The sequence below is a fragment of the Actibacterium mucosum KCTC 23349 genome (genome assembly GCF_000647975.1).
Taxonomy (GTDB): Bacteria; Pseudomonadota; Alphaproteobacteria; order Rhodobacterales; family Rhodobacteraceae; genus Actibacterium; species Actibacterium mucosum.
In genome coordinates this window covers 97,008-118,162 of sequence record NZ_JFKE01000005.1, presented here as the reverse complement: position 1 = coordinate 118,162, position 21,155 = coordinate 97,008, and the positions used below count along the sequence as shown (strand labels likewise).

The 21,155-nt window shown below is 56.7% G+C and carries 20 protein-coding genes; 8 read left to right on the top strand and 12 right to left on the bottom strand.

Annotated features, from left to right (window positions below):
• Positions 1-4 precede the first annotated feature (4 nt).
• From ACMU_RS12500 to ACMU_RS12480, 5 genes are all read right to left on the bottom strand, one after another.
• The gene (locus ACMU_RS12500) at positions 5-958 is read right to left on the bottom strand and encodes a glycoside hydrolase family protein (protein WP_035260083.1); all 954 of its coding nucleotides are present in this window, start codon (positions 956-958) and stop codon (positions 5-7) included.
• Complete coding sequence (locus ACMU_RS12495; protein ID WP_035260081.1) at positions 958-1,839, bottom strand: carbohydrate ABC transporter permease; 882 nt, start codon at positions 1,837-1,839, stop codon at positions 958-960. Before ACMU_RS12495 ends, ACMU_RS12500 begins: the two co-directional genes overlap by 1 nt.
• Complete coding sequence (locus ACMU_RS12490) at positions 1,839-2,909, bottom strand: carbohydrate ABC transporter permease (RefSeq protein WP_035260079.1); 1,071 nt, start codon at positions 2,907-2,909, stop codon at positions 1,839-1,841. The genes ACMU_RS12495 and ACMU_RS12490 overlap by 1 nt, the downstream gene beginning before the upstream one ends.
• 61 nt (positions 2,910-2,970) lie before the next feature.
• Positions 2,971-4,230: a sugar ABC transporter substrate-binding protein gene (locus tag ACMU_RS12485; protein ID WP_035260077.1), complete on the bottom strand. Its 1,260-nt coding sequence runs from the start codon at positions 4,228-4,230 to the stop codon at positions 2,971-2,973.
• On the bottom strand, positions 4,227-5,318 hold the full coding sequence (locus tag ACMU_RS12480) for a LacI family DNA-binding transcriptional regulator (RefSeq protein WP_051588315.1): 1,092 nt from the start codon (positions 5,316-5,318) through the stop codon (positions 4,227-4,229). The genes ACMU_RS12485 and ACMU_RS12480 overlap by 4 nt, the downstream gene beginning before the upstream one ends.
• 386 nt (positions 5,319-5,704) lie before the next feature.
• Here ACMU_RS12480 and ACMU_RS12475 point away from each other — a divergent pair, with 386 nt between their 5' ends.
• Entirely contained in the window at positions 5,705-6,364 is a 660-nt protein-coding gene (locus tag ACMU_RS12475) for a hypothetical protein (RefSeq protein ID WP_035260075.1), read from the top strand.
• 75 nt (positions 6,365-6,439) lie between these two features.
• Here ACMU_RS12475 and ACMU_RS12470 read toward each other — a convergent pair whose 3' ends face one another.
• Complete coding sequence (locus ACMU_RS12470) at positions 6,440-6,967, bottom strand: cytochrome b (protein WP_035260073.1); 528 nt, start codon at positions 6,965-6,967, stop codon at positions 6,440-6,442.
• A 386-nt stretch (positions 6,968-7,353) separates the two neighbouring features.
• Between ACMU_RS12470 and ACMU_RS12465 the strand changes: the two genes are divergently transcribed.
• The 6 genes from ACMU_RS12465 (at position 7,354) to ACMU_RS12440 (ending at position 13,754) form a co-directional block, all read left to right on the top strand.
• Positions 7,354-8,046: a hypothetical protein gene (locus tag ACMU_RS12465; RefSeq protein WP_035260071.1), complete on the top strand. Its 693-nt coding sequence runs from the start codon at positions 7,354-7,356 to the stop codon at positions 8,044-8,046.
• A 345-nt stretch (positions 8,047-8,391) separates the two neighbouring features.
• Positions 8,392-9,414, top strand: a complete 1,023-nt coding sequence (locus ACMU_RS12460; protein WP_051588314.1) for a UDP-glucuronic acid decarboxylase family protein — start codon at positions 8,392-8,394, stop codon at positions 9,412-9,414.
• A gap of 1 nt (position 9,415) precedes the next feature.
• A complete protein-coding gene (gene galE / locus ACMU_RS12455) occupies positions 9,416-10,414 on the top strand; it encodes a UDP-glucose 4-epimerase GalE (protein WP_035260070.1) in 999 nt (332 codons plus the stop codon).
• Positions 10,407-12,239, top strand: a complete 1,833-nt coding sequence (locus ACMU_RS12450; RefSeq protein ID WP_051588313.1) for a glycosyltransferase family 2 protein — start codon at positions 10,407-10,409, stop codon at positions 12,237-12,239. The genes galE and ACMU_RS12450 overlap by 8 nt, the downstream gene beginning before the upstream one ends.
• Positions 12,236-13,144, top strand: coding sequence for a glycoside hydrolase family 26 protein (locus ACMU_RS12445; protein ID WP_152544604.1), 909 nt, complete (start codon positions 12,236-12,238; stop codon positions 13,142-13,144). Before ACMU_RS12450 ends, ACMU_RS12445 begins: the two co-directional genes overlap by 4 nt.
• 397 nt (positions 13,145-13,541) lie before the next feature.
• Complete coding sequence (locus ACMU_RS12440) at positions 13,542-13,754, top strand: hypothetical protein (protein ID WP_152544603.1); 213 nt, start codon at positions 13,542-13,544, stop codon at positions 13,752-13,754.
• Between the two features lie 4 nt (positions 13,755-13,758).
• Here ACMU_RS12440 and ACMU_RS12435 read toward each other — a convergent pair whose 3' ends face one another.
• The 6 genes from ACMU_RS12435 to ACMU_RS12410 form a co-directional block, all read right to left on the bottom strand.
• Entirely contained in the window at positions 13,759-14,754 is a 996-nt protein-coding gene (locus ACMU_RS12435; RefSeq protein WP_035260064.1) for a type II secretion system F family protein, read from the bottom strand.
• Positions 14,755-14,764: 10 nt separating this feature from the next.
• Positions 14,765-15,727, bottom strand: coding sequence for a type II secretion system F family protein (locus ACMU_RS12430; RefSeq protein WP_051588312.1), 963 nt, complete (start codon positions 15,725-15,727; stop codon positions 14,765-14,767).
• Positions 15,724-17,097, bottom strand: coding sequence for a CpaF family protein (locus tag ACMU_RS12425; RefSeq protein WP_051588311.1), 1,374 nt, complete (start codon positions 17,095-17,097; stop codon positions 15,724-15,726). Before ACMU_RS12425 ends, ACMU_RS12430 begins: the two co-directional genes overlap by 4 nt.
• A gap of 4 nt (positions 17,098-17,101) precedes the next feature.
• Positions 17,102-18,340, bottom strand: coding sequence for an AAA family ATPase (locus tag ACMU_RS12420; RefSeq protein ID WP_035260062.1), 1,239 nt, complete (start codon positions 18,338-18,340; stop codon positions 17,102-17,104).
• Positions 18,341-18,554: 214 nt separating this feature from the next.
• A complete protein-coding gene (cpaB, locus tag ACMU_RS12415) occupies positions 18,555-19,394 on the bottom strand; it encodes a Flp pilus assembly protein CpaB (protein WP_035260060.1) in 840 nt (279 codons plus the stop codon).
• 109 nt (positions 19,395-19,503) lie between these two features.
• On the bottom strand, positions 19,504-19,710 hold the full coding sequence (locus tag ACMU_RS12410; protein ID WP_035260058.1) for a Flp family type IVb pilin: 207 nt from the start codon (positions 19,708-19,710) through the stop codon (positions 19,504-19,506).
• 540 nt (positions 19,711-20,250) lie between these two features.
• On the opposite strand from ACMU_RS12410, the gene ACMU_RS12405 reads away from it, so the two are divergent.
• Positions 20,251-21,120 carry a helix-turn-helix transcriptional regulator gene (locus ACMU_RS12405; protein ID WP_035260056.1) on the top strand — a complete coding sequence of 290 codons (870 nt, stop codon included), beginning with the start codon at positions 20,251-20,253 and terminating at the stop codon, positions 21,118-21,120.
• Positions 21,121-21,155: the final 35 nt, after the last annotated feature.

Sequence of the window (21,155 nt, the reverse complement as noted above, 5' to 3'; positions counted from 1 at the left end):
CTCCTTAAACCTGATCCGCGAGCCCAAGCCGCCCGTCGCTGTGCCGTATCACCCGCATCGGGTCGGATATGACGCCGCGAAACGGTTCGGTCGCCGGATCGTATTGTAGAAATCCCATCAGCTTGCGCGTGCCGTTGTCATTGACGATCCGGCCGGCATAGGTGCGCGGATCCAAAAACGGACCCTGGGCCAATCGCCACGGACCGCGAGGCCCGTCTCCGATCAGGTAGTGATTTCCGGAAACGGGCTCGCCAAGCAACTGCTGCGCGCTGTCGCTCCAGAAACGGTCGCCCGTGCAAAACAGGCAATACCAGGTTCCGCCCCATTCAAAGACCTGCGGCACCTCCAACTCGCCGAAACCACCTGTGAACACCGGGTCCTGCAAGGTCCACGTGAAAAGATCAGCAGAGGTTGCAAAGCCGATGGCGCCTGCATCCATCTTGCCCGCCACCAAGGCGTTACGTGCAGTAAAGTACATAAGCCAGCCGTCGCCATCGGGGTCACGCATCACCCAAGGATCGCGAAAGGCACGGTCGTGCCAGCGACCCTCGCGGAACTCTTCGTACCGTTCGTCGCGATCAAGCACCAAACCGTCGCCGACCCTTTGCCAATTGTGCAGGTCGTCCGACACGGCATGACCCAGCTTTTGGTGCTTGCCACCACCACCCCGGCTGGTGCCCGTATAGAACAAGTGCCATTGCCCGTCGTCACCCCGCAGAACCGATCCGGTCCATGTTGTGTAGTCGTCCCAAGCCGGGCCCTCGGACGGTGCAAAACAGGTGCCTTGGTGATCCCAATTGATCAGATCACGGCTGGTGGCGTGGCCATAACTGACGTTCCAGTGGCGCTGCTCCGGATCACCAATGCTTTTCGGCGCTTGCAGGTAAAAGGCGTGCCAGATGTGCCCGTCCTGAACATACCAGCTGTCCCAAAGCCATTTGTCCTCAAGATGCAACATCAGCCTTTGACCCCCGTGGATGCAACCGATGCGATGAACATACGTTGAAGCGAAAGGTAGAACGCCAGAACCGGGATCGTGATGATGGTCAGATAGGCCATAACCTCGCCCCACGGCACGTTCAGCTGATCCGTGAAATAGCCCAGTCCCACCATTACGGGCCGAATCTCTTCGGCCTGGACCACCATCAGCGGCCAGAGGTACTGGTTGTACATAAAAAGAAACTTCAGGATCGCTGCTGTGGCAATAACCGGACCCGACAGCGGCATGACGACTCGTCGATAGATCATCCACCAGCTTGCCCCCTCGACGCGGGACGCCTCTATCAGCTCGCGGGGCAGGTCCTTAAAGTACTGCACAAAGAGGAAGATCGTGAGGCCATCTGCGATGAACGGAATGATCTGAACGCGATAGGTGTTCAACCAGCCCCATTCCAGCCCCTCGAAACCGATCCACGGCAATTGCGAGACCATGAGCAGCATCGGGATAAAGATCGACTCGTACGGGACGATCAGGGTGGCAAGCAGGACCGAAAAGATCAGGCCCCTTCCCGCCCAGTCGAGGAACACAAAGGAAAAGGCCGCCAATGAACAGACGAACAGGGTCAACAGCACCGTCGCCCCCGTGATCAGAACAGAGTTCATCACGAACACGCCAATGGGCGCGCGGTCAAAAGCGTCGGAATAATTCTGGAACGAAATGTCTCCGACCGGCAGAAAAGCCCGCAGGCTGTTGGTGTCGCTCAACAGCTGCTGGTCCGGCTTCAGCGACGACATAGCCATGAACAGCAAGGGAAAGATGAAGATCACCGCCACCAGCAACAAAACCGCGTAGCGGGTCCAAAGGCGAAGGCCGTGATTGTCAGGTGTCACAAGCGCCATCAGGTCTTCTCCCGTGTGAGCCAACGTTGCAGTATGGAAATGCACAGCACGATCAGGAACAGGATCACCGAAATCGTCGAGCCGCCCGAGATGTCCTGTTTGCCATAGCCGCGCTCGACCGCCTGAAAAACCAGCACTTGTGTGCTGTCCAGCGGTCCACCGCTGGTCATGACATCAATCTGCGCGAACAGGGCAAAGGCCTGCATGGTGATGACAATCAGGATCAGAACGGCCGTGTTCCGCAGCCCAGGCCACGTCACATAGCGGAACGTCTGCCATTTTGACGACCCCTCGATCTCTGCGGCCTCATAGAGTGTCGGCGAAATGGTCTGAAGCCCCGCCAGCCAGATCACCATGTGAAATCCGACGCCCTGCCAGATCGACATTGCCATGATCGACGGCAGCGCTGTCGCCGTGTTGCCCAGCCAGTCAATCCCCGAGAAGGCACCGAATGTCAGCCAGCTCAGCAGCGAATTCAGCAACCCGTCCCCCGGCGAATAGATGAACTTCCAAAGGATCGAGACCACGATGATCGAGACCACGACCGGCATGAAGTAAACCGCCCAAAAAAAGGAAATTCCGCGCAGTTTTTGGTTGATCAGCAAGGCAAGGCCCAAGGCAATGCCCGACTGCACCTGCGCAACGACAAGCACAAAGAGGAAGGTGTTGACCAACGCCCGCATGAAAACCACGTCCGATGCCAGCACCACCGTGCGGTTTTCGCCCGATTGCCAGCTAAACCACTCGCGCTTGCCCTGCAGATGCGGATAGTCCGGGTTCCTGCGGGTGAAATTGCGCAGCCGTGGATACTGAATCTCGCCGTCTTTGATCACGGCATTTCCGGCCTCGTCGCGTTCCGGTTCCAACGTAAAGACCGCAAGGCCAAGCAAGTCGGAATAGTTCTCAAAACCCACATACTCGGTGGGGTTTGGCGAAACGAGCCTCTGATTGGTCAGCGAAAATGCAAAGGCCAGAAAAAACGGAAGAATGATGAACGTGGCGATCAGCCCCGCACCAGGAAGCGCCATGAGCCACCCGGCACGGTTCGACCGCGTCAGTTTTGACGCCATCGGTCGCACTCCTTTTGTGGAAGGAAGGAACCCGGCCCGCCGGGCTCCTTCTGGTCAGGCCTTAGTGGCCATAGCCGCCATTGGCTTCGATATCGGCGTCGATTTCGTCAACCGCGGCATCCAGCGTGTCCGCCACATCTGCCCCGTTGGCGATATCCGCAAGGGCCTTTTCAAAGACCTTTGCAGACACGATGTAGCCCGGGGTTACCGGACGTACGAGCGCTTGAGCCTCGGACAGCCCATAGAACACCTCCAGCGCGCCACCGGGCTTGTAGTTCGCAGTATTTGCTGCTGCTGTTGACGTCACCGGGATCAGGCCGGTGCCATCGGAAAACGCCGAGAACCAGCGGTCCTGCAGGGCGAATTCAATGAAGGCACGTGCGCCATCGGGGTTGTCGGATGTGCCCGAAACGCCAAACTGCCACGAGGCGGCCCCAATCGTTGCACCGTTGCCGAAATCGGGTGCGGGCAGAAACAGCGCGTCGTCCCCAAAGGCTTCGACAACTGGCAGGGCGGCCCAGTTTCCGTTCCACGCGATCGCATATTTTCCGTCCAACAGGCCGGTTTCCCGATCCGCTGCATCCTGACTGGTGCCGGGCGTATAGCCATTCGTAAAGAGGCTCTGCCACCATTCGCCAAAGGCCAGCGCGGCGTCCCCGTTCAGCACACCTTCTGCCGATTGATAGGTCGAACGGTCCACGATGTCCCCGCCAAAGGACTGCAAGAATGGCGAGAACGCATAAGGATACCATTCGCCGGTCCAGGCCATGCCCAGATCCAGTGGAAACTCGTAGTCACCCGTTGCAGCCAGCGTTGCCAAAGCGCCGTTGAACTCCTCAAGGCTCCACGGAGCGTCCAGCGTGGGGACCCGAATGCCGTTATCTTCCAAGGTCGAACGCCGGGTGGTCATGGCGACCGCTGCGTCCCACAAACCAACCGAATAGACCTCGCCATTCCAGCGGCCAATTGGACCGGGCAAAAAGCCTTCCAGCTTGGCTTCGTCAATGCCAAGCGGCTGCATATACCCCGCCCAGGCCCAGTTCGGCATCACCGGGCCGTCCACGTCAAGGATATCGGGCAGTTCACCCGCCAGCGCCGCCGCGCCAACCGCGTCGTTGTAGGCACCCTGCGGGAACGTCTCCAGCACGACGGCCCAATCGGATTGGCTGGCGTTGAATTCCTCGACCAACTGATTGACCAACGCCTCTTCTGCATTGGCCGACCCGGCGCCATGATACCACAGGCTTAGTTCCGTCTGAGCCACCGCACCGCCGGCAACCCCGGTCGAAAGAATTGCGGCCAAAACTGGTGTCATTTTCATATCTCGTTCCTCCCTTTGAGATGAATGATCTGTGAATTTGTTCCGTTGGTTGGGGCGACAAGCGACCCACGAAGCTTTACCGGCCCGGCGACGCGGACAATTTCGGACGAAACTTCGCCCGTTCCGGACAACAGCTCCAAAAGCACCTGGGCCGCTCTTGCACCCATCGCGCTGTATGGCAGCTCGGCCGTGGTAAGCGCGGGGAAAAGCGTTTCCGAGATCAGGCGATGGTCGTCATACCCGACGACAGAAATCTGTTCCGGCACTGCGACGCCCCGACTGCGCAAAACCGAATAAACGGCCATCGCAAGCCGGTCGTTGCCACAACAAATCGCGGTCGGCGGTTCGTCTCTTTGAAGAAACTTGTCCAGCGCATCCCAAATAAGCTGACGCTCGCCGGGGGTTCCAAAAAGGTCCCCTGCTTTGACCAGGCTTGCATCATACGCGATACCCGCCTCGGACAAGGCGCGCCGGAACCCGGCAAGACGCAACGTGGTCGCCTCCTGTCCCTGCGCGAGCGTCAGATAGGCAATGCGACGGTGCCCATGCGCGATGACGGACTTGGTCAATGCATGCTGGCCACCTTCATCATCAGGCACCACCGCCGGCGTTCCCGATTGGTCGAAGCAGTTCACCAAAACCTTCGGAATTCCACGGCCCGGCAACGCAAGTTCAAGCGGCTTGTGATAATCCGCAACATACAAAATGCCCTCAACCCGGTGCTCCTGAAAGGTACGCACAAGGTCGGGAACACGGTCCTGTTGGCCACCAGTGTCCGAGATCAAAAGCGTTTTGTTTGATCTCTCGATCACCCTTTGCGCGCCTTGCACGATCAGCAGGTCCGGCAGGCCAGCGGCGGTCGAAACATCATCCGCGTTCGAGATCGCGCCCGTAATCAGGCCAATAAGGCCCGACTTGTTGGACTTCATGGTTCGAGCTGCATGAGAAGGGACATAGCCAAGGGCATCCATGGCCTCGGCCACGGCCCGTTGCGTCTTTTGGGAAACCGGCGCGTCCTTGTTCAGAACGCGGCTTACGGTTTTGGGCGATACACCTGCGTGCTTCGCAACATCATAGATCGTTGCCATTGCGACATTCTCCCTGCAGCGCTTAAACCACGCCCTTAAGACACCGATGTCATGACACCGGTGTCAGAGTCAACGAAAATGTCGCACTCCGGACTTACGAAGGGGCGTGGCTTGGGAAAACTGCTTCTGTCAGGATCTGCCCATGTGTGCCGGATTCACGTCAAAGACGCGCGTTCTTCGCCTCCTTGTGCCTGAAACGCAACGCGGCACCTGCGGCAACATCAACAAACGCCAAGTGGACCTTGTTGGCCTCTTGCGTGTAGCTCACGTTGGCGTATCAATCAGCAGATCAGGCTCAGGTATCCTGAATGATCTCGCAGGTAACCCAAAAGACAAAATGCGCGTCAATGGCGACGTTGTGAGATATTTGACGAGGTCATTTCGCTATGATTTACATCTGCTTCATAACAGATTTAAACTATGTCGAAGAAGATGGATACGGTCCCCTTGACCACCAATCGGCAGCGATCCTAGACGACAAAATCAAGTATGGTTTTCACACAGCAGACGACTGTCGTCTTTCGGTCAACGTAGCTGAAAATATTGCGCCGCCCGACATTCTATTGCCACAGGAAACAAACTTGGTTCTTGTGCATGAACCATTGATTTCCCAAGAAAACTTCCACCAGTCTTTTCATGTCAAAACAGATGTGGAGCTTTGGTTCGGAGCGCGGCTTAAGGCGAGAAGATTTCTTCTATGTGAAGCCAAATTAACCGAGAAGAATGCGGACGAATGGATCGATTTTACGCAATCCAGTTTCTCTGTTGTGAAATCCATCTCTATACGCCGCGAAGAACCGCCACGTGTTCTAGAAAGCGATGCAAGTTTTCATTCGTATCTGGATTACTCACAAAGTGCCGGAGATCGCTCAACGCTTCGCCCAGTCATCCCCGAGAAACTGCTTGTGAAATCCGACGCGTTTCCTGCGTATTTCCGATTTGATCGCCTTCATTTTTTTGGTGGCGATCTTCTTGAGAAAATGAAAAACCGAGAGCTACTTGGGCTGGCTCCAACTGGCACAGTTTGTCAGGTCGAAGAAGTCTAACCGGTTTTAAGTGTCATGGTCTCTGCCACTGTGACTGACCAAGAAACGCCCGTTCGGGCGTTCCTTTCGGCCGATCTACTGGCGTTTTCCGAACCACATGCGCCGGAACAGGCCGTCGCGCAGAATGAGCTGGTGATAAAATGCCGCCGCGACGTGCAGAACCACCAGCAGCAACAGGATGTTCGAGATCATGTCATGCGCCCGGGCCGGCAAGCGTTCGGACAGATCCACAGGGAGCGCCCCTTCGCCGCCATAGACGACACCAAACAAACCCAGACCCAATCCCATGCCAAGGCCCGACAGAACCATTCCCGCCACCACGACATACATCAGGTGATGCGTGGCCACGCCGATCTTGTCCAACATCGGGTTGCCCGTCGTTGCGTGTGCCGGGGTCTGGGAACGGACGCGGACGATAATGCGAAAAATCAACAGCATCCCGATTGTCACGCCAATGGCCATGTGACCGGTCAGGGCTTCGATCTTTTCGGGATCGGCATTGTCCAGCGGCCCGGTGACCAGATTGCCGAAGATCAGCATCATGATGATCAACAGGCCCATGAGCCAATGAATGGTTACAAGCAGCGGGTGATAGCGTGTCATTTCCTTGCCTCGCTCGTCCAATGGCTGGGTCACGAAATGGTGAACGACCACACAACGTCCTGCAAGCTTTTTCAAACGCCCGGGCCGTTGTCGCGTCGCTTTTTTCGCGCATCGCCCAGCATGGTTTTCAGCGCTTTTTGGGCCTTTGTTTGCCCAGCGTGCCATCCCGGCTGTTCCCCCCAGTGTATAATTTTGGCACCCCGATCACCCGGTGTTTGTCCTTGATACGCGCCCCGTTTCCGGGCCAAGGACGCGGCTGCATATGCGGTTAAAAATGGGGTATTTGAACGGGGTTCAATTGGGCCAAGTTGACATATCCCCGTGCGGACGCTAGATTAACCCTTTGATTTTAAAAAAAATAACTCCCCAAACGGAGGTGTAAGGCAATGTCGCAAAGGGTTTCTGGCAAAGCTGTCGCGTTCATGATGCTTGGCGTTATTGTCGTCTTGATCGGCCTGCATATTACCGCTCGCACATGCTTTGCCGCTCAGGCTTGCGAGACAAGTTTCCCTGTTCTTTTTAACTATGGCTTCTACTTTGATCTGAACAAGGAACAGAACATCCCAACCTGGTTTTCGATCTTTCAATTGGCGCTTACGGCCTGCCTTTTGGCGATTGGTGCCTTCAGCGCACAAGGCCGAGGTGAACGGGCACTTCCGTGGTTCGGTTTGACGCTGATTTTTCTGTATATCGGCCTTGATGAGATGACGGACTTTCACGGCTACTGGGCGCCGGGGGATGTTCCCGACCTTGGCTTCGAGTTCGGGCACGAGGGGTTCAACTGGGTTTATGGGGGCCTTGTCGTCGTCGCGATTGTTGGCTTGCTGTACCTGCGCTGGCTCATTTCCATTGAACGGACCTTTCGCTGGCAGGTCATTCTTGCGGGAACGGTCTATGTCACCGGCGCGCTGTTCTTCGAAGCGCTTGGCGGCATTGTTGCCGACGAAAATTTCAGCTCGGCCACCTACATCGTGATGTCTACCTTCGAAGAGTCTTTCGAACTGATCGGCATCACGATTTTCCTTTACGCCATCATCACCTATTTTGGCCGTCACGGTGTTCAGGTTCGGTTTGATTAACCATGGGCCCGCAGAAATGTCGGCCCGTTAACTTGTCCACGTTTGGTCGCAAAGCGCGTCTGAAACTTTGAACTTTCGGTGTTTTGAGCGCCGCAAACTTTAAAAACCCCGTGTAACTTTGGCCGTTCACCACCTGTCCGGGCTTCCTTCCTTGCCCATTTCGGGCAGGGGCGGCCATTTCGTCGGGTTTTTCTCCAATTTCGCTAAATTTTTCCCACACCCACACGCAGGGCGGGAAAAACCATACGCAATGTGAGGGCTAACCGCCCGAGAATGCGAGATTTTTATTCAAAGACAGAAAGAGAATGCTGCGACCTTTTTGGGGGGGGGACACGCGTGAACGTTATGAAAAGCACGGCCCGAGTAGTGGGCCTTGATCGCCGCGCTGAGACGCGCCAGAAAACCGTTCTGATCACCGGCGGTGCCGGGTTCCTGGGATCACATCTTTGCCAGCGGCTTTTGGCTGAAGGCGCGAAAATATTGTGCGTTGACAACCTGTTATCTGGCAGGGTCACAAATATTTCGGCCCTGATGCAGCACCCGGATTTCAGTTTCTGGGAACATGATGTGGTGGATCCGTTACACATCGACGGGCCGCTGGACGAAATCTATAACATGGCTTGCGCAGCCTCGCCGCCCCGCTACCAGGCGGACCCAATCCACACGTTCAAGACGTCGGCGCTGGGGGCGATCAACCTGCTGGATCTTGCCCGCGAAAAAGGGGCGCGGATCCTGCAGGCGTCGACCTCAGAAGTTTACGGCGACCCCAATATCAGCCCCCAGTCCGAGGACTATTTTGGGAATGTGAACACCTTTGGCCCAAGATCTTGTTACGACGAGGGCAAACGCTCGGCCGAAACCTTGTTCCACGACTACGCGGAACGCCACGGCGTTGACATCAAGATCGCCCGTATTTTCAACACCTACGGCCCCAACATGCGCGCCAGTGACGGGCGCGTGGTATCCAACTTTGTGATCCAGGCCCTCAAGGGGAAGCCGATCACGGTTTACGGCAAAGGTGAACAGACCCGTTCGTTCTGCTTTGTCGACGACCTGGTGGACGGCCTGATCCGCCTTATGGCAGCCCCGGCTGAGGTCAACTTTCCCATAAACATCGGGAATCCTGTCGAATTTACCGTTCGCGAGCTTGCCGAAATCGTGTTGGAGAAAACCGGATCACGATCGGCTCTGCAGTTCCATCCCCTTCCGCAAGATGATCCGCTTCAGCGGCGTCCGGACATTACCCGGGCCGAGGCGCTGTTGGGGTGGCACCCGCATGTGTCACTGGAAAAAGGCCTGCAACAGACAATTGCCTATTTTCAATCGGAACTTGAACGCAAGTCCGCGCGTGGCGCGGTAGGTCGGTAAGATGGCTGACGCACCCATTCTTGTAACGGGCGGCGCGGGTTTTATTGGAAGCCATGCGTGCAAGGCACTGTCGTTGGCGGGGTTTCTTCCCGTTGTCATCGACAATCTTTGCACCGGCCACGGGGATTCTGTGAAATGGGGGCCGTTTTACGAATTGGACGTCCGCAATTCGTTGGCTGTTGCTGATGTCATCAGCCGCCACGACATTCGTCATGTCATGCATTTTGCGGCGTCGGCTTATGTGGGCGAGTCCGTTCGGAACCCAGGAAAGTACTATCAAAACAACATTGGTGGCATGCAGGCCCTTCTGGATGCCTGCGTCACGGCAAAGGTAGAAAACCTTATCTTTTCTAGCAGTTGTGCCACATACGGCATTCCAGAAAGCCAGCCGATCCGCGAGGACAGCCCGCAGAACCCAATCAATCCTTACGGTCGAACCAAGTTGATTGGCGAGCAGATGATCCGCGACTACGCCCACGCCTACGGGATCAAATACGCAACCCTTCGATACTTTAACGCTTGCGGCGCCGACCCTGATGGTGAACTTGCCGAACGACACGATCCCGAAACGCATTTATTGCCCCTGGCGATGCTGGCGGCGGCGGGGCTGCATGACGAATTGCAAATATTTGGCACGGATTACGCCACCCAAGACGGCACATGTGTGCGCGATTACATCCATGTCGATGACCTGGCGCATGGGCACGTTGCAGCATTGCAGCATCTGCTGGATGGCGGGGCCTCGCTTGCCTTGAACCTTGGCAGTGGCAAAGGCCACTCGGTTCTGCAAGTACTTGAAGAGATTGAGAATGTTACGGGCCGTAAGGTGCCGGCTCGTTTCGCGGCGCGACGTCCGGGTGATCCGCCGGTACTTACGGCTGACCCGTCACTTGCGGCCGAGGTACTGGGCTTTCATACCCTTCATTCCTCAATGGCGCAGATCATCCGCGACGCCGCTCCCTTCTTTGGCCTTTCAAAGAAGGAGGCCCAGAATGCCTGAACCCGTCGCGCGCCCATTCCTTGAGCCGGTGTTTTCAACGGCGCAAAAGGTGAAGTATCGCATTGCGGTTGGCGTTGCGGTTTTGGCCAGTTTGTACTTTTGGTCGTGGTGGTTTCAGGCCGAACACGTGATCGGCTGGGGCCGGTTTATCTTGGTTTCGATGGTTCTGGGCTGGACCAATTTTCTTGTATTCTACTTCTTCGCCTTCTTTTTGCGGTCCAAACGACCGGCGGGGTGGATCCGGCCGCACGAAGGTGTGCGGGTGGCAATGATTGTCACCAAAACACCGTCCGAACCGCTTTCGCTTCTCAAGACCACCCTGACCGCGATGTTGTCACAGGATGTGCCGCATGACACCTGGTTGGCGGACGAAGACCCAACACCAGATACCATTGCATGGTGCGAGGCACATGGCGTGTACATTTCGTCCCGAAAGGGCTGCGAAGAATACCACCAAAAGACGTGGCCCCGTCGCACCCGGTGCAAGGAAGGTAATCTGGCCTATTTCTATGACCATTACGGCTATGAGAATTATGACTTTGTGTCCCAGCTGGATGCCGACCATGTGCCGCAGCCGGGATACCTGCGCGAGATCATGAAAGGCTTTGCTGACCCGCGTGTCGGCTATGTCAGCGCTCCGTCGATTTGCGATGCAAACGCCCAATACAGCTGGGCCGCGCGCACCCGCCTTTATACAGAGGCTCTGTTTCACGGCGCGTTTCAGGGTGGGCTAAGCGATGGTTGGGCGCCCATGTGCATCGGCTCGCACTATGCGGTGCGCACCAAGGCGCTGCGCGATGTCGGTGGGCTGGGACCGGACCTGGCAGAGGATCACTCGACAACAATGATCATGAACGCCGGTGGCTGGCGTGGCGTGCATGCGATAGATGCCATTGCCCACGGCGCAGGGCCTGAGAGCATCTCGGATTTGGCCACGCAGGAGTTTCAATGGTCGCGCAGCCTGGTAACGCTGTTGCTGAGCCACACGCCGCGCTATTTACGAAACCTGCCACCGCGGCTGCGGTTTCAGTTCCTGTTTTGCCAGTTGTTGTACCCTTTCTCGGCGCTGACGCATCTTGCGATGTTCCTGATGCCAGTGCTGGCTGTTGCCTTCGACATCCGGTTCGCAAACGTGACGTATCCGGCGTTCATCGGCCATGCCATCCCGGCGGCTGCTATCCTGACATGGATCGTCTTGCAGGCCCGGAAGGACGGTTTGATGCGTCCATTGAACGCAAAGATTTTCAGTTGGGACAAGATCTTGTTCCTGTTCTTGCAGTGGCCGTGGGTTTTGTTGGGTTGCCTTGTGGCGTTGCGTGACCGCCTGACCGGCAGCTTCGTGGATTTCCGCATCACACCCAAAGGGCAAACCAGCCAGCCTCCGCTGCCGACCCGCATCCTGACACCGTACTTCCTGTTGTCCGCGATGTCTGCGTTGCCGGTCCTGATGGTCGATAACCTGACCAAGGCCGGCGGCTTTTACGTTCTGTCACTGCTTTACGCCGGAATCTACGCGGGCGCATTTGCGTCCATCCTGATCCGGCATCTGCGCGAAAACGCGGTCGACTGGCAACGCTATGTGCCACGCCTTTCGACACAGTTCGCTGCATCCGTCTTTCTGATTGCGCTGGTGGGGGCCTCGTTCTGGGCCAGAGGCACCCACGGGCTGCATGCGCTAACCGTGGGGTTAGGCCCCTACCAGGTAACCGAGATGCGGTTTTACGTGTCGGGTGCCGGGCAATCGCAAGGGCGCGTGCACTACCAGTTTCGCAAGGACATTCTGGATTGGCCCAAATCGCTACTTGAACGGGAGAATGCATCATGAAGCTCCATGAAATGATACCCAAACGATTGCGATCTGGCGGCATTATCGTGCCGTTGCTGATCGGCATGACGAGTTATTCGGCACAGGCGGCCCCGCCGGGTGGTTTGCCCTTCGGCGCCTACGATCCGCCCGGCGAGTTTTCAACGGATCGCGAGTTGACGACCGAGCACTTGTTCCTGCCGTGGGAAGACGTGTTCTTGGGCAGCCTGTACGACGCGGATGTTTATGCGCGAGAGCGCAATCGCGACCTGATGGTCACGATCGAGCCGTGGACATGGACACGTGACAGCCGCAACACGCCAAGCTTCCTGATCAATGGCATACGTACGGGTCTTTACGACGAAAACATGCGCGCCATTTGTTCGATCCTGGATGATCTGGAAAGTGACGTAACCGTGCGTTGGGCACAGGAAATGGACGACGACAGCGGTCAGTTCATCTGGTCCAACTGGGAGCCGTCCATCTATGTCAGCGCCTTTCAGCGAATGATCAATGTGTGCCGCTCAGTTGCACCGGATGTCACGGTGATGTGGTCGCCGCTGGGTCGCGAGGGACTGGAAGAGTATTATCCCGGCGACGATTATGTTGACGTTATCGGCCTGTCGGTCTTTGGCCTGCAAGCCTGGGAAGAAGAGATCCTTGGCGAGGCTCAGACCTTCACCGATATATTCGGCCCGCGTTATGAACGCGTGCAAGGCTTTGGCAAACCTGTGATCGTGGCCGAGCTGGGCTATGTCGGGGACGCCGGATATGTCGACGATTGGGAGAACAGCGTTCGGCAGGATTACCCGGAATACCCGCGACTGACCTCGGTCGTTTATTTTAACCAGCAAGAAGTCTATCCGTGGCCCGATGACTTTGGCCTGCCGGATTGGAAGGTGAGCGAGCGCGTCGTCAGACAATAACCCGCCATAGACCGGCGAAAAACCGCCTGCTTCACCAACCGAAAGGCCGCGTGCCCCAACGCGGCCTTTCACTTTGATTACACAAAGTTTTCGGCGCGCGTCTTTTGAAACGCCAGCCACGCATCCACCATATTTGATGAAAATCGGCGTCACAATTGCCGTGTCTTTGACGCATGTCTGGCAAACTTGTACCGATTTCTTTACGTTCCCGCCGCAATAAGAACACCTTCAGACGCTATCCCGGAGTCCCGAGAAGGCAGGTTTTGCCAGCGTCAATAAGAAGGGACGAGCAGTGGAACATCAACAACCCCGCCGGTTTGTTCCGGCGCAAAAGAAAACGAGCAGACCTAAGATGACATTGGCCGCTTTTGCCATTGCATGCATGACAAGTGCCTGCATGACACCGGAACCTGTAGAACAGGCAGATACATCCCTGATTTCAAGCAAGTCCGCCCCCGTGGTTCTGACGGTGACCCAGAAGGCACCCGAAACGCGCAAGGCTGCGCGCTCGCCGCTTGAGATTGTGGGCAAAGGGCGGTCTGGCCGCCGAGGTACATATATCTGCGGCGTCAGTGGCGGCGGCATCAAATCGCGCTGCTATCAGATGTAATCCCCTAGATCTCGGCGAACATCCGCAACCAGCGGATCAGGATCGGGGTTAGGCAAATCATCAGCAGCACGGGCATCATCAGCCCGGCCAAAACGGCTGACATTTTCACCGGCAGCTTGTTGGCCTTTTCCTGCGCACGCAGTTCTCGGGTTACTCGCATTTCGCGGGCATAGTTCGACAGGGCCTCTGACACGGAGGTCCCGAATTGCAGCGATTGGATGACCACGTTCGAGAATGCCGTGACCTCGTCCACGCCGGTTCTTGCCGACATGTCCGAGAACGCTTTCATCCTGTCTTTGCCGGCCTGAATTTCCAGCTGCATGATCGTGAACTCTTGCGCTATCTCGGGGGCCACCGGCCCAATCTCATGGGCAACACGGGTCATTGCGGCATCAAATCCTAACCCGGCCTCTTGCGACACCACCAACAGGTCAAGCGCGTTGGGCAGCGCCTGTTCGATGGCCAATCGGCGTGCAGCAATCCGTTCGCGCAGCCACATCGAAGGCAGGAAGAACCCAATCAGAACAAGGATCGACAGCACCAAAACAGTCTGCCCCCAGGTCAGGCTGGTCAGCTTTGCGGCAACGATGCCCGGCAAGGGCAAGACGTCGATCGTGGAAAGCAACACCAAAAAGGCACAAGGCAAGGCCAACGCCAAAACCGTACGCACCGCATAGAACCACTGTACAGAGTTCTTGCGGTGCAGGCCGCCCTGGCGCAGCTTTTTGGCAACATCGCTGCGCTCTTTCTGGGTTTTTGGCACCAACGCCCGCAATATCCCCTTGGGATCGTTGTCGTCCAGACGCAGCACATCCGATCGAGCGCGGCCGCCTTTGGCTCCGGCTAATGCATGCATCCGACGTTCTTGCGCCGTGGGGCCGGCAAAAACCGCGGACAGCCCGTAAACAAACACGAACACACCCAATCCCAGTAAGGCCAATATCAACTGCTGCTCGGACATGCCGGTTGCGGCGAATAGTTCCTGAATTCGGGCCAACATGGTTGCCTCCTCAGAACTTGAAATTGACCATGCGGAAGAGGATCAGGATCTGCAAAGCAACCAGAACCAACACCGCAATGGCAAAGTACTTGAACATCGGATCATCCCACACCTGCGCATAGAACGTTGGTGCGGTGATGTTGATGATGCCGAAGATGCCAAAAGGCAGAATGGAAAGAATGAATGCGCTCAAACGCCCCTCGGCCGAGATCGCGCGGATTTTCTTGCGCATCGTCGCCCGATCACGAATGACCTTGGCCAGCACGCCAAGCACATGCGCCAGGTTCCCCCCGGTGCCGTGTTGTATGCCCACGCTGACAGAGGCATATCGCGCATCCTCGGTCCCGACACGCTGTGCAAACGCGGCGAAGGCTTCGGTGATGTCATCGCCGAACTGAACCTGATCCTGGATCAGGCCAAACTCGCTGCCGATCGGGTCGGGCATGTCATTGGCAACATTGCCTACCGTCACGCTGAGCGGATGCCCAACGGTCAAGCCGCGCGCCATCAAGTCCAGCGCATCCGGAAGCTGCGCGGTGATCTTTTCCAACCGTTGCGCGCGGGACGCCAGCACAAACAACATTGGCAGGGCAAACCCGACAACCACCCCCAAAAGAGCCGCGACCGGCATTGCAAACGCTTGCGACGCGGCCAGAAAAACGAGAATGGCCAACCCAAGTTGCCCGGTAACAAAGCGCACCGGGGAAATCACCCAGCCCGCCTGCCCCAAAATGGCGTGAAATCGGCCCAGCAAAGACTGTTTGCCGATAACGGCGTTACGCTCCAACAATTGCTGTTGCAGGTCGGCGGTCTTGGCTCCTTTCGCCCGGGCGCGCATGCGGCGATTGCGGGCTTGGTGCGGATCTTCGGTACGCGACAGTACTTGGCGAAACCCTTCGAACGCGATCAAGGCGCCAACGAAAACGGCCACGTAGATCAACAAGCCAACTGTAGCTTGCGGAAGCGCGTTCATACCGTTTCTCCGTCGAAATGGAAGTTACGCGCGTCGAGTTTGATACCGGCGGCTTGCAGCATGTCCGCGCATTGAGGGCGAATGCCGGTTGGCACAAACTCGCCCAAAACCTCGCCGTTTTCCCCGATGCCATTCCGCTTGTAAACAAACAGGTCTTGCATCGTGATGACGTCGTTTTCCATCCCGGTGATCTCGGAAATCGAAACCATGCGGCGCTTGCCGTCACTCAGGCGCGACAATTGAACAACCACTTGGAATCCGGCGGCAATCTGCGAACGGATCGTACGAATAGGCAGATCGCCACCCAGCATCGTCACCATCTGCTCGACCCGGCTAAGCGCGTCACGGGCCGAGTTCGCGTGCACCGTCGTCATCGACCCATCGTGGCCGGTGTTCATCGCCTGCAGCATATCAAAACACTCCGAGCCCCGAACCTCGCCCACAATGATCCTGTCGGGACGCATCCGCAGCGCGTTCCGAACCAGGTCGCGCTGCGTGACCGCTGCCTTGCCCTCGGTATTTGCAGGCCGGGTTTCCAACCGCACAACGTGATCCTGCTGCAATTGCAGCTCGGCGGCATCTTCGATCGTGACAATCCGATGGGCCGCGCTGATAAAGGACGACATCGCGTTCAACAGGGTGGTTTTGCCAGACCCGGTTCCGCCTGAGATCAGGACGTTCATGCGTGCCTGAACAAGCGCCTCCAGGAACCGCGCCGCGCTGGCCGGCATGCTGCCTTGTGCCACAAGACGATCAAGCGTCAGCGGATTGCGCGAGAATTTGCGGATCGACAACGCCGGCCCATCGACCGAACAGGGGCGGATGATGGCGTTCACCCGGCTGCCATCGGCAAGACGTGCATCCACCCAGGGCTGGCTTTCATCGATACGGCGGCCAACGCTGGAGACAATCTTGTCAATGATCCGCAACAGGTGACGTTCGTCGTGAAAGCGCACGTCACTGCGTTCCAACACGCCATTGCGTTCCACAAACACCTGTTCGTGTGAATTTACCAGGATGTCGTTCACGGTAGGATCGGCCAGCAGAGGCTCCAGCGGGCCAAGCCCCATAACTTCGAAGATCAGTTCGTTCACAAGGTCCGAAAATGCGTCCGCCCGCAGGGGCGTCGCATGTTCAGAAAGGTATTTTGAAACAAAACTGGCAATCTGCCGTCGCAATTCCGCCGATTCCACCTTGTCGATTACCGACAGGTTCAACCGGTCCAACAATTCCCGGTGCAGGCGGCTTTTTAGCTCCAGATGCGCCATCAAAGCCTTGTCGACTTCGGGGTTGGGCTGATCCTCATGACCAGGTTTCAGCGCCACCACGTTCTTGGGGGCTGCGTCTCTTTTTCTAAAATCGCTGAACATTGTTTTACCCCCGCTTTAGCTTTTCTTCTTGGCCGCTTTCGCGCACTGCCGCCGCTGTGTCGCGCGCAAGTCGCGTCAGTGCCCGGCTGAGTGGTGCAAGCCTTGCAACCTTGCGCACAGGTTGCCCCATATCCGCGGCCTTGCGCGCCATCTTGGCGCCATCGGGAAGCCAATGCACAAACTTGCGTTCCAGCACCGTTTCGGCGTCGCGCCACTGCCCCATGCGCACCATGGGCTTGTTTTCGCGATTGATAATCACGTCGACTTTCAGGCCCATTTGCACTTCTTCATAAAATTCGATCAGTCGCTTGGCGTGCCGAACCGACGGCACCGACAGGTCCGTCACGACATGCAAAAGGGACGTTCGCTTGATCACCGGCTCTAGCCAGTCCACCAACGCGCGGGGCAAATCCACAACGACATAGTCGTAGCGCTGTGCCAAGGCGTCCATCAAACCTGCAACGGCATCATTCTCCAACGCGCTCAAAGGGATTACACCAGCCGGTGCGCTGATGACATCCACACCGGACTCATGACGTTGAACCATCTTGTGCAAATACGGGACGTCGGGTGTAACCCTGTCTTCGACCATGGCTCGCATGGCGCCGTTATCTTCCAGATCAAGGAATACGCCCGCGTTGCCGAATTGGATGTCCAGATCTAACAATGCGACGCGCGGCATGTCCGAACGCCGGTCACGACGCGTATTTCGCAACTCGCAAGCAAGGTTAACCGCAACGGTTGTAGCGCCAATACCCCCACGGGCCTGGACCACCGAAATCACCGAACCGGGTGCCCCGGAAGTGGCCCCAGGAAACGGCGCTCTGCGACGCGACGCCAAAGTATCGTCTATGACATCGCTCAGTTCTTGTTCAGAGATCGACAAAGGCAGCACTTCGTCCACGCCAACATCGCGCAGCCGGCGCGCCTGAAGGATCGACATCTCGTCACTGCTCAGCCCGAGAAACACGGTGTCCGCGCCACGTTTGGCCAGAAGCTTGCCAAGTGCCTCGACCTCTTTGGGGTCGTCCGGATGCGGATCAAATACAACGACGTCCTTGGCATAAGCCAGGTTGGCCCCGCGACCGTTGATCCCATGAAAGCCGCGCGGTTCGGACGCGACAGCATCGCCGTTCTTCTGGAAAAAGCGGCCCTGAACGTCTTGGATGAACCTCTGGTCTTCCGAGACAATAAGGACAGAGTGCCCGGTTTCTGCGTGTTTACCTTTGGTTAGGGCAGTCATCCAACACCTCCAAGCGCCCAATCTTCGACAGGCAGCGAAACAGAGATTTCCCGGGCGCCGACGGGTAAAAAGGACCGGAAACCGTCCAGGGCGCTGTCGATGGTCAACATGATGGCACGCCGACCACCCAGGAATTCGATATATAAATCAGCGCTATAGGCGGCTTAACTATGAATGAAGCAGGGCGCATGTTTGCGAATCCTAAACGAGTTGCTCAGCGCAGCTGCACGGTTTGCGTTTCCGTACCTCGGCGAACGGTGATCGACGGTTTGCGTGGCGAAACGGGCGCTTCGACTTCGGCTTGCACGTCAACTTCAACCTCGGGTTCAGGCGCTGCAAACAGATCGCTCAGTTCAACAAGGTCAAGCGCCGTGTCCTGCACTTCGTTCAACGTGCGCAAAGTCAGGCTCAGCGTGCCGGCCCGTTGCGCCAACGCAAGGCGCTGACCCTGGTCGGGTGATACCTCGACCGTTACGGTACGGGCGACAACGGGCTGGTCGGCACTCTCTTCCGACTGCTGATCCACGCCGATTACGCGAATGTTTTGCAGAATGGTTCCGGCGCGCATGCTGTCGCCACTGGTTTGCGTCAGCAGGATGTCGACATAATCGCCCGGCGTGACAAAACCACCCACGGCGGTCACCGCGTCAACCTTGATCGCCATTGCGCGGGTGTTTTCCCCGAGCTTTTGAACAATGGTCACGCGTTCACCGGGTTCTGACAGTTTCGAGGCAAGGATAACCTCGCCTTCGTAAAGCCGGACCAGAGCGCGTTTGTTTTGCGTCGCGTCGTCGCCGACCAATGCGCTGATTGATGTAAACGCACCTCGGGGCACTGCCTCGGCAGGCCACTGCTGTACGGTAAGCGCTTGCGGGCCTACGGGTTGCCCGAATTCGATATCGCGCTTGGCAATGACGATGTTGACTGTTTGAGGAGTTGCCGGCGACGCCGTGGCGGCACCGGTTGGATCGCCCAGGTAGTCTTTGGCGAGAAATACAGCGCCGGCAGCCAGTCCGACGCCAACCAATGTGACAAGAAAGGAACCGAAACGCATGATGTCTCTCCGCCTAAATGCGGTGCGCGTTCTGTATCCGATGACACACGCAACGCGGGTTACGGCTCTTGCGATCAGGGTGCGAACGCAAGAGCCAGAGGTATCGAGATCAGCAGGTGCCTGCCCCGGCGCTTGCTGCGGTCTCAAGACCGGTGCACGCGGTGCCCACCAGACCGCCCGAGTTTTCACCGATCGTTGCCATGGCACCGATGCCGATGCCGGTTACAACCAGCAAGGCGACAGCGTATTCCACCATTGCGGCACCGCATTCGTCTTTTGCAAAACGCTTGATAGTCTTTGACAGTTTAATGGTCATTGGATCCCCCAAAATGACAAATTGATCTTAACTTCACCCGACAGGGCATGACTTCGAGGCCAACCCCGAGATCGTATTCAGGCTAGGAAATCCTTGCTCACCTAAAGCTCATTGTTTCGATTGGAAATTATCGCAAAAGTTGTGTGGATAATTTTGATATAGATGTTGACGGGAATAATCCACTCGTTCCATCGCCTCTTTTGGCGCAGCCGAATCGCCCGATATTCCCCTAACGCAACCATAATTACCGGGATTTTTGTTTTATTATATCCAAATAGATACAAGTTGCGCTGAATATTGAACCATTCGATAAAGAATTGATCACGCAAGACATCACGAAGTTAAGGCTTTGTTAATAAACACTTCTTTCGATGACTCACTCAAAAAGTTGACGCAGGGTCAACCTCGCAGAATACCGGATTGCGTTGACTCATCCCCATCAATTGCGCCTTGCTAACTGTTGTTGTGAATAGTTTTTTTTGAGTGGTGACAAGGAAATCCACAGGCTGTCTGGCGAAGTTGGATTTCCGGGAGGGGGATATGCTGAGTGAAACGTATGGGGGCAATCCGTTTGCCCCGGCACCAGGTTCGTTGGATCTTTTGGCCGAATGGGTAGAAACCCTGCATGGGCATGGTGACGTAAAAAGCTCGCTGGTTCATCTGGCTGAAACCGTGCGCGCGGACAGTGCGTCGCTTTTGCGGCAAGTAGAGGGTCGGATTTCGTTAAAGATCATCGCATCGACGATAGACCAAAAGGATCAGTATTCAGGATCGCGGCCCAGTTCTTACTTGCGCGAAATGCTTGGTGAACACCTGCATGTCATGCGTGTTGGGTCGGTGATATCGCTGAAAGAAGCCGAGCGAAACGGGATGATGAACCGCGACGCGCTGATCACGCTGCACACAAGGATGTCATCCAGCAAAACACGCGATGTCGTTGCCATCCGCCTGTCCGGCGAGTCGGAAACGTCAGACTATTTGGAACTGCACTTCACCACGGAAGTGGCCGAAGCTGATCGGAACCTTTTGACGATTTTGGCCCCAACTCTGGCCAAAACCTGGCAATCTCGCCTGCCCGGAACGGCCCAGAAGAATGCCGGATCAAACAACGTTCATGCATTTGGACAAGAACAACAGTTCCGGGTTTTGGACGCAGCCAATCCATTGGGGTTGACCCGTTGTGAGTACCGAGTTTGCGTGTTGGTTCAGGAAGGCATGCTGGTCAAATCCATTGCAAACAAGCTGAACGTTCGTGAACCCACGGTCAGATCGCACCTGAGGTCGATCTTTCTGAAAACCGGTACCAGTTGTCATGTGGAATTGTTGCACCGTCTCAGTACCGAACGCGTGTCCGAGACAACGATGGACCAAATGACAACCCACGGCGCACCGTTGCAAAGGGTTTCCTGAAAAAACTTTCCCCTGCGGCCAAGGATTGACCGCGG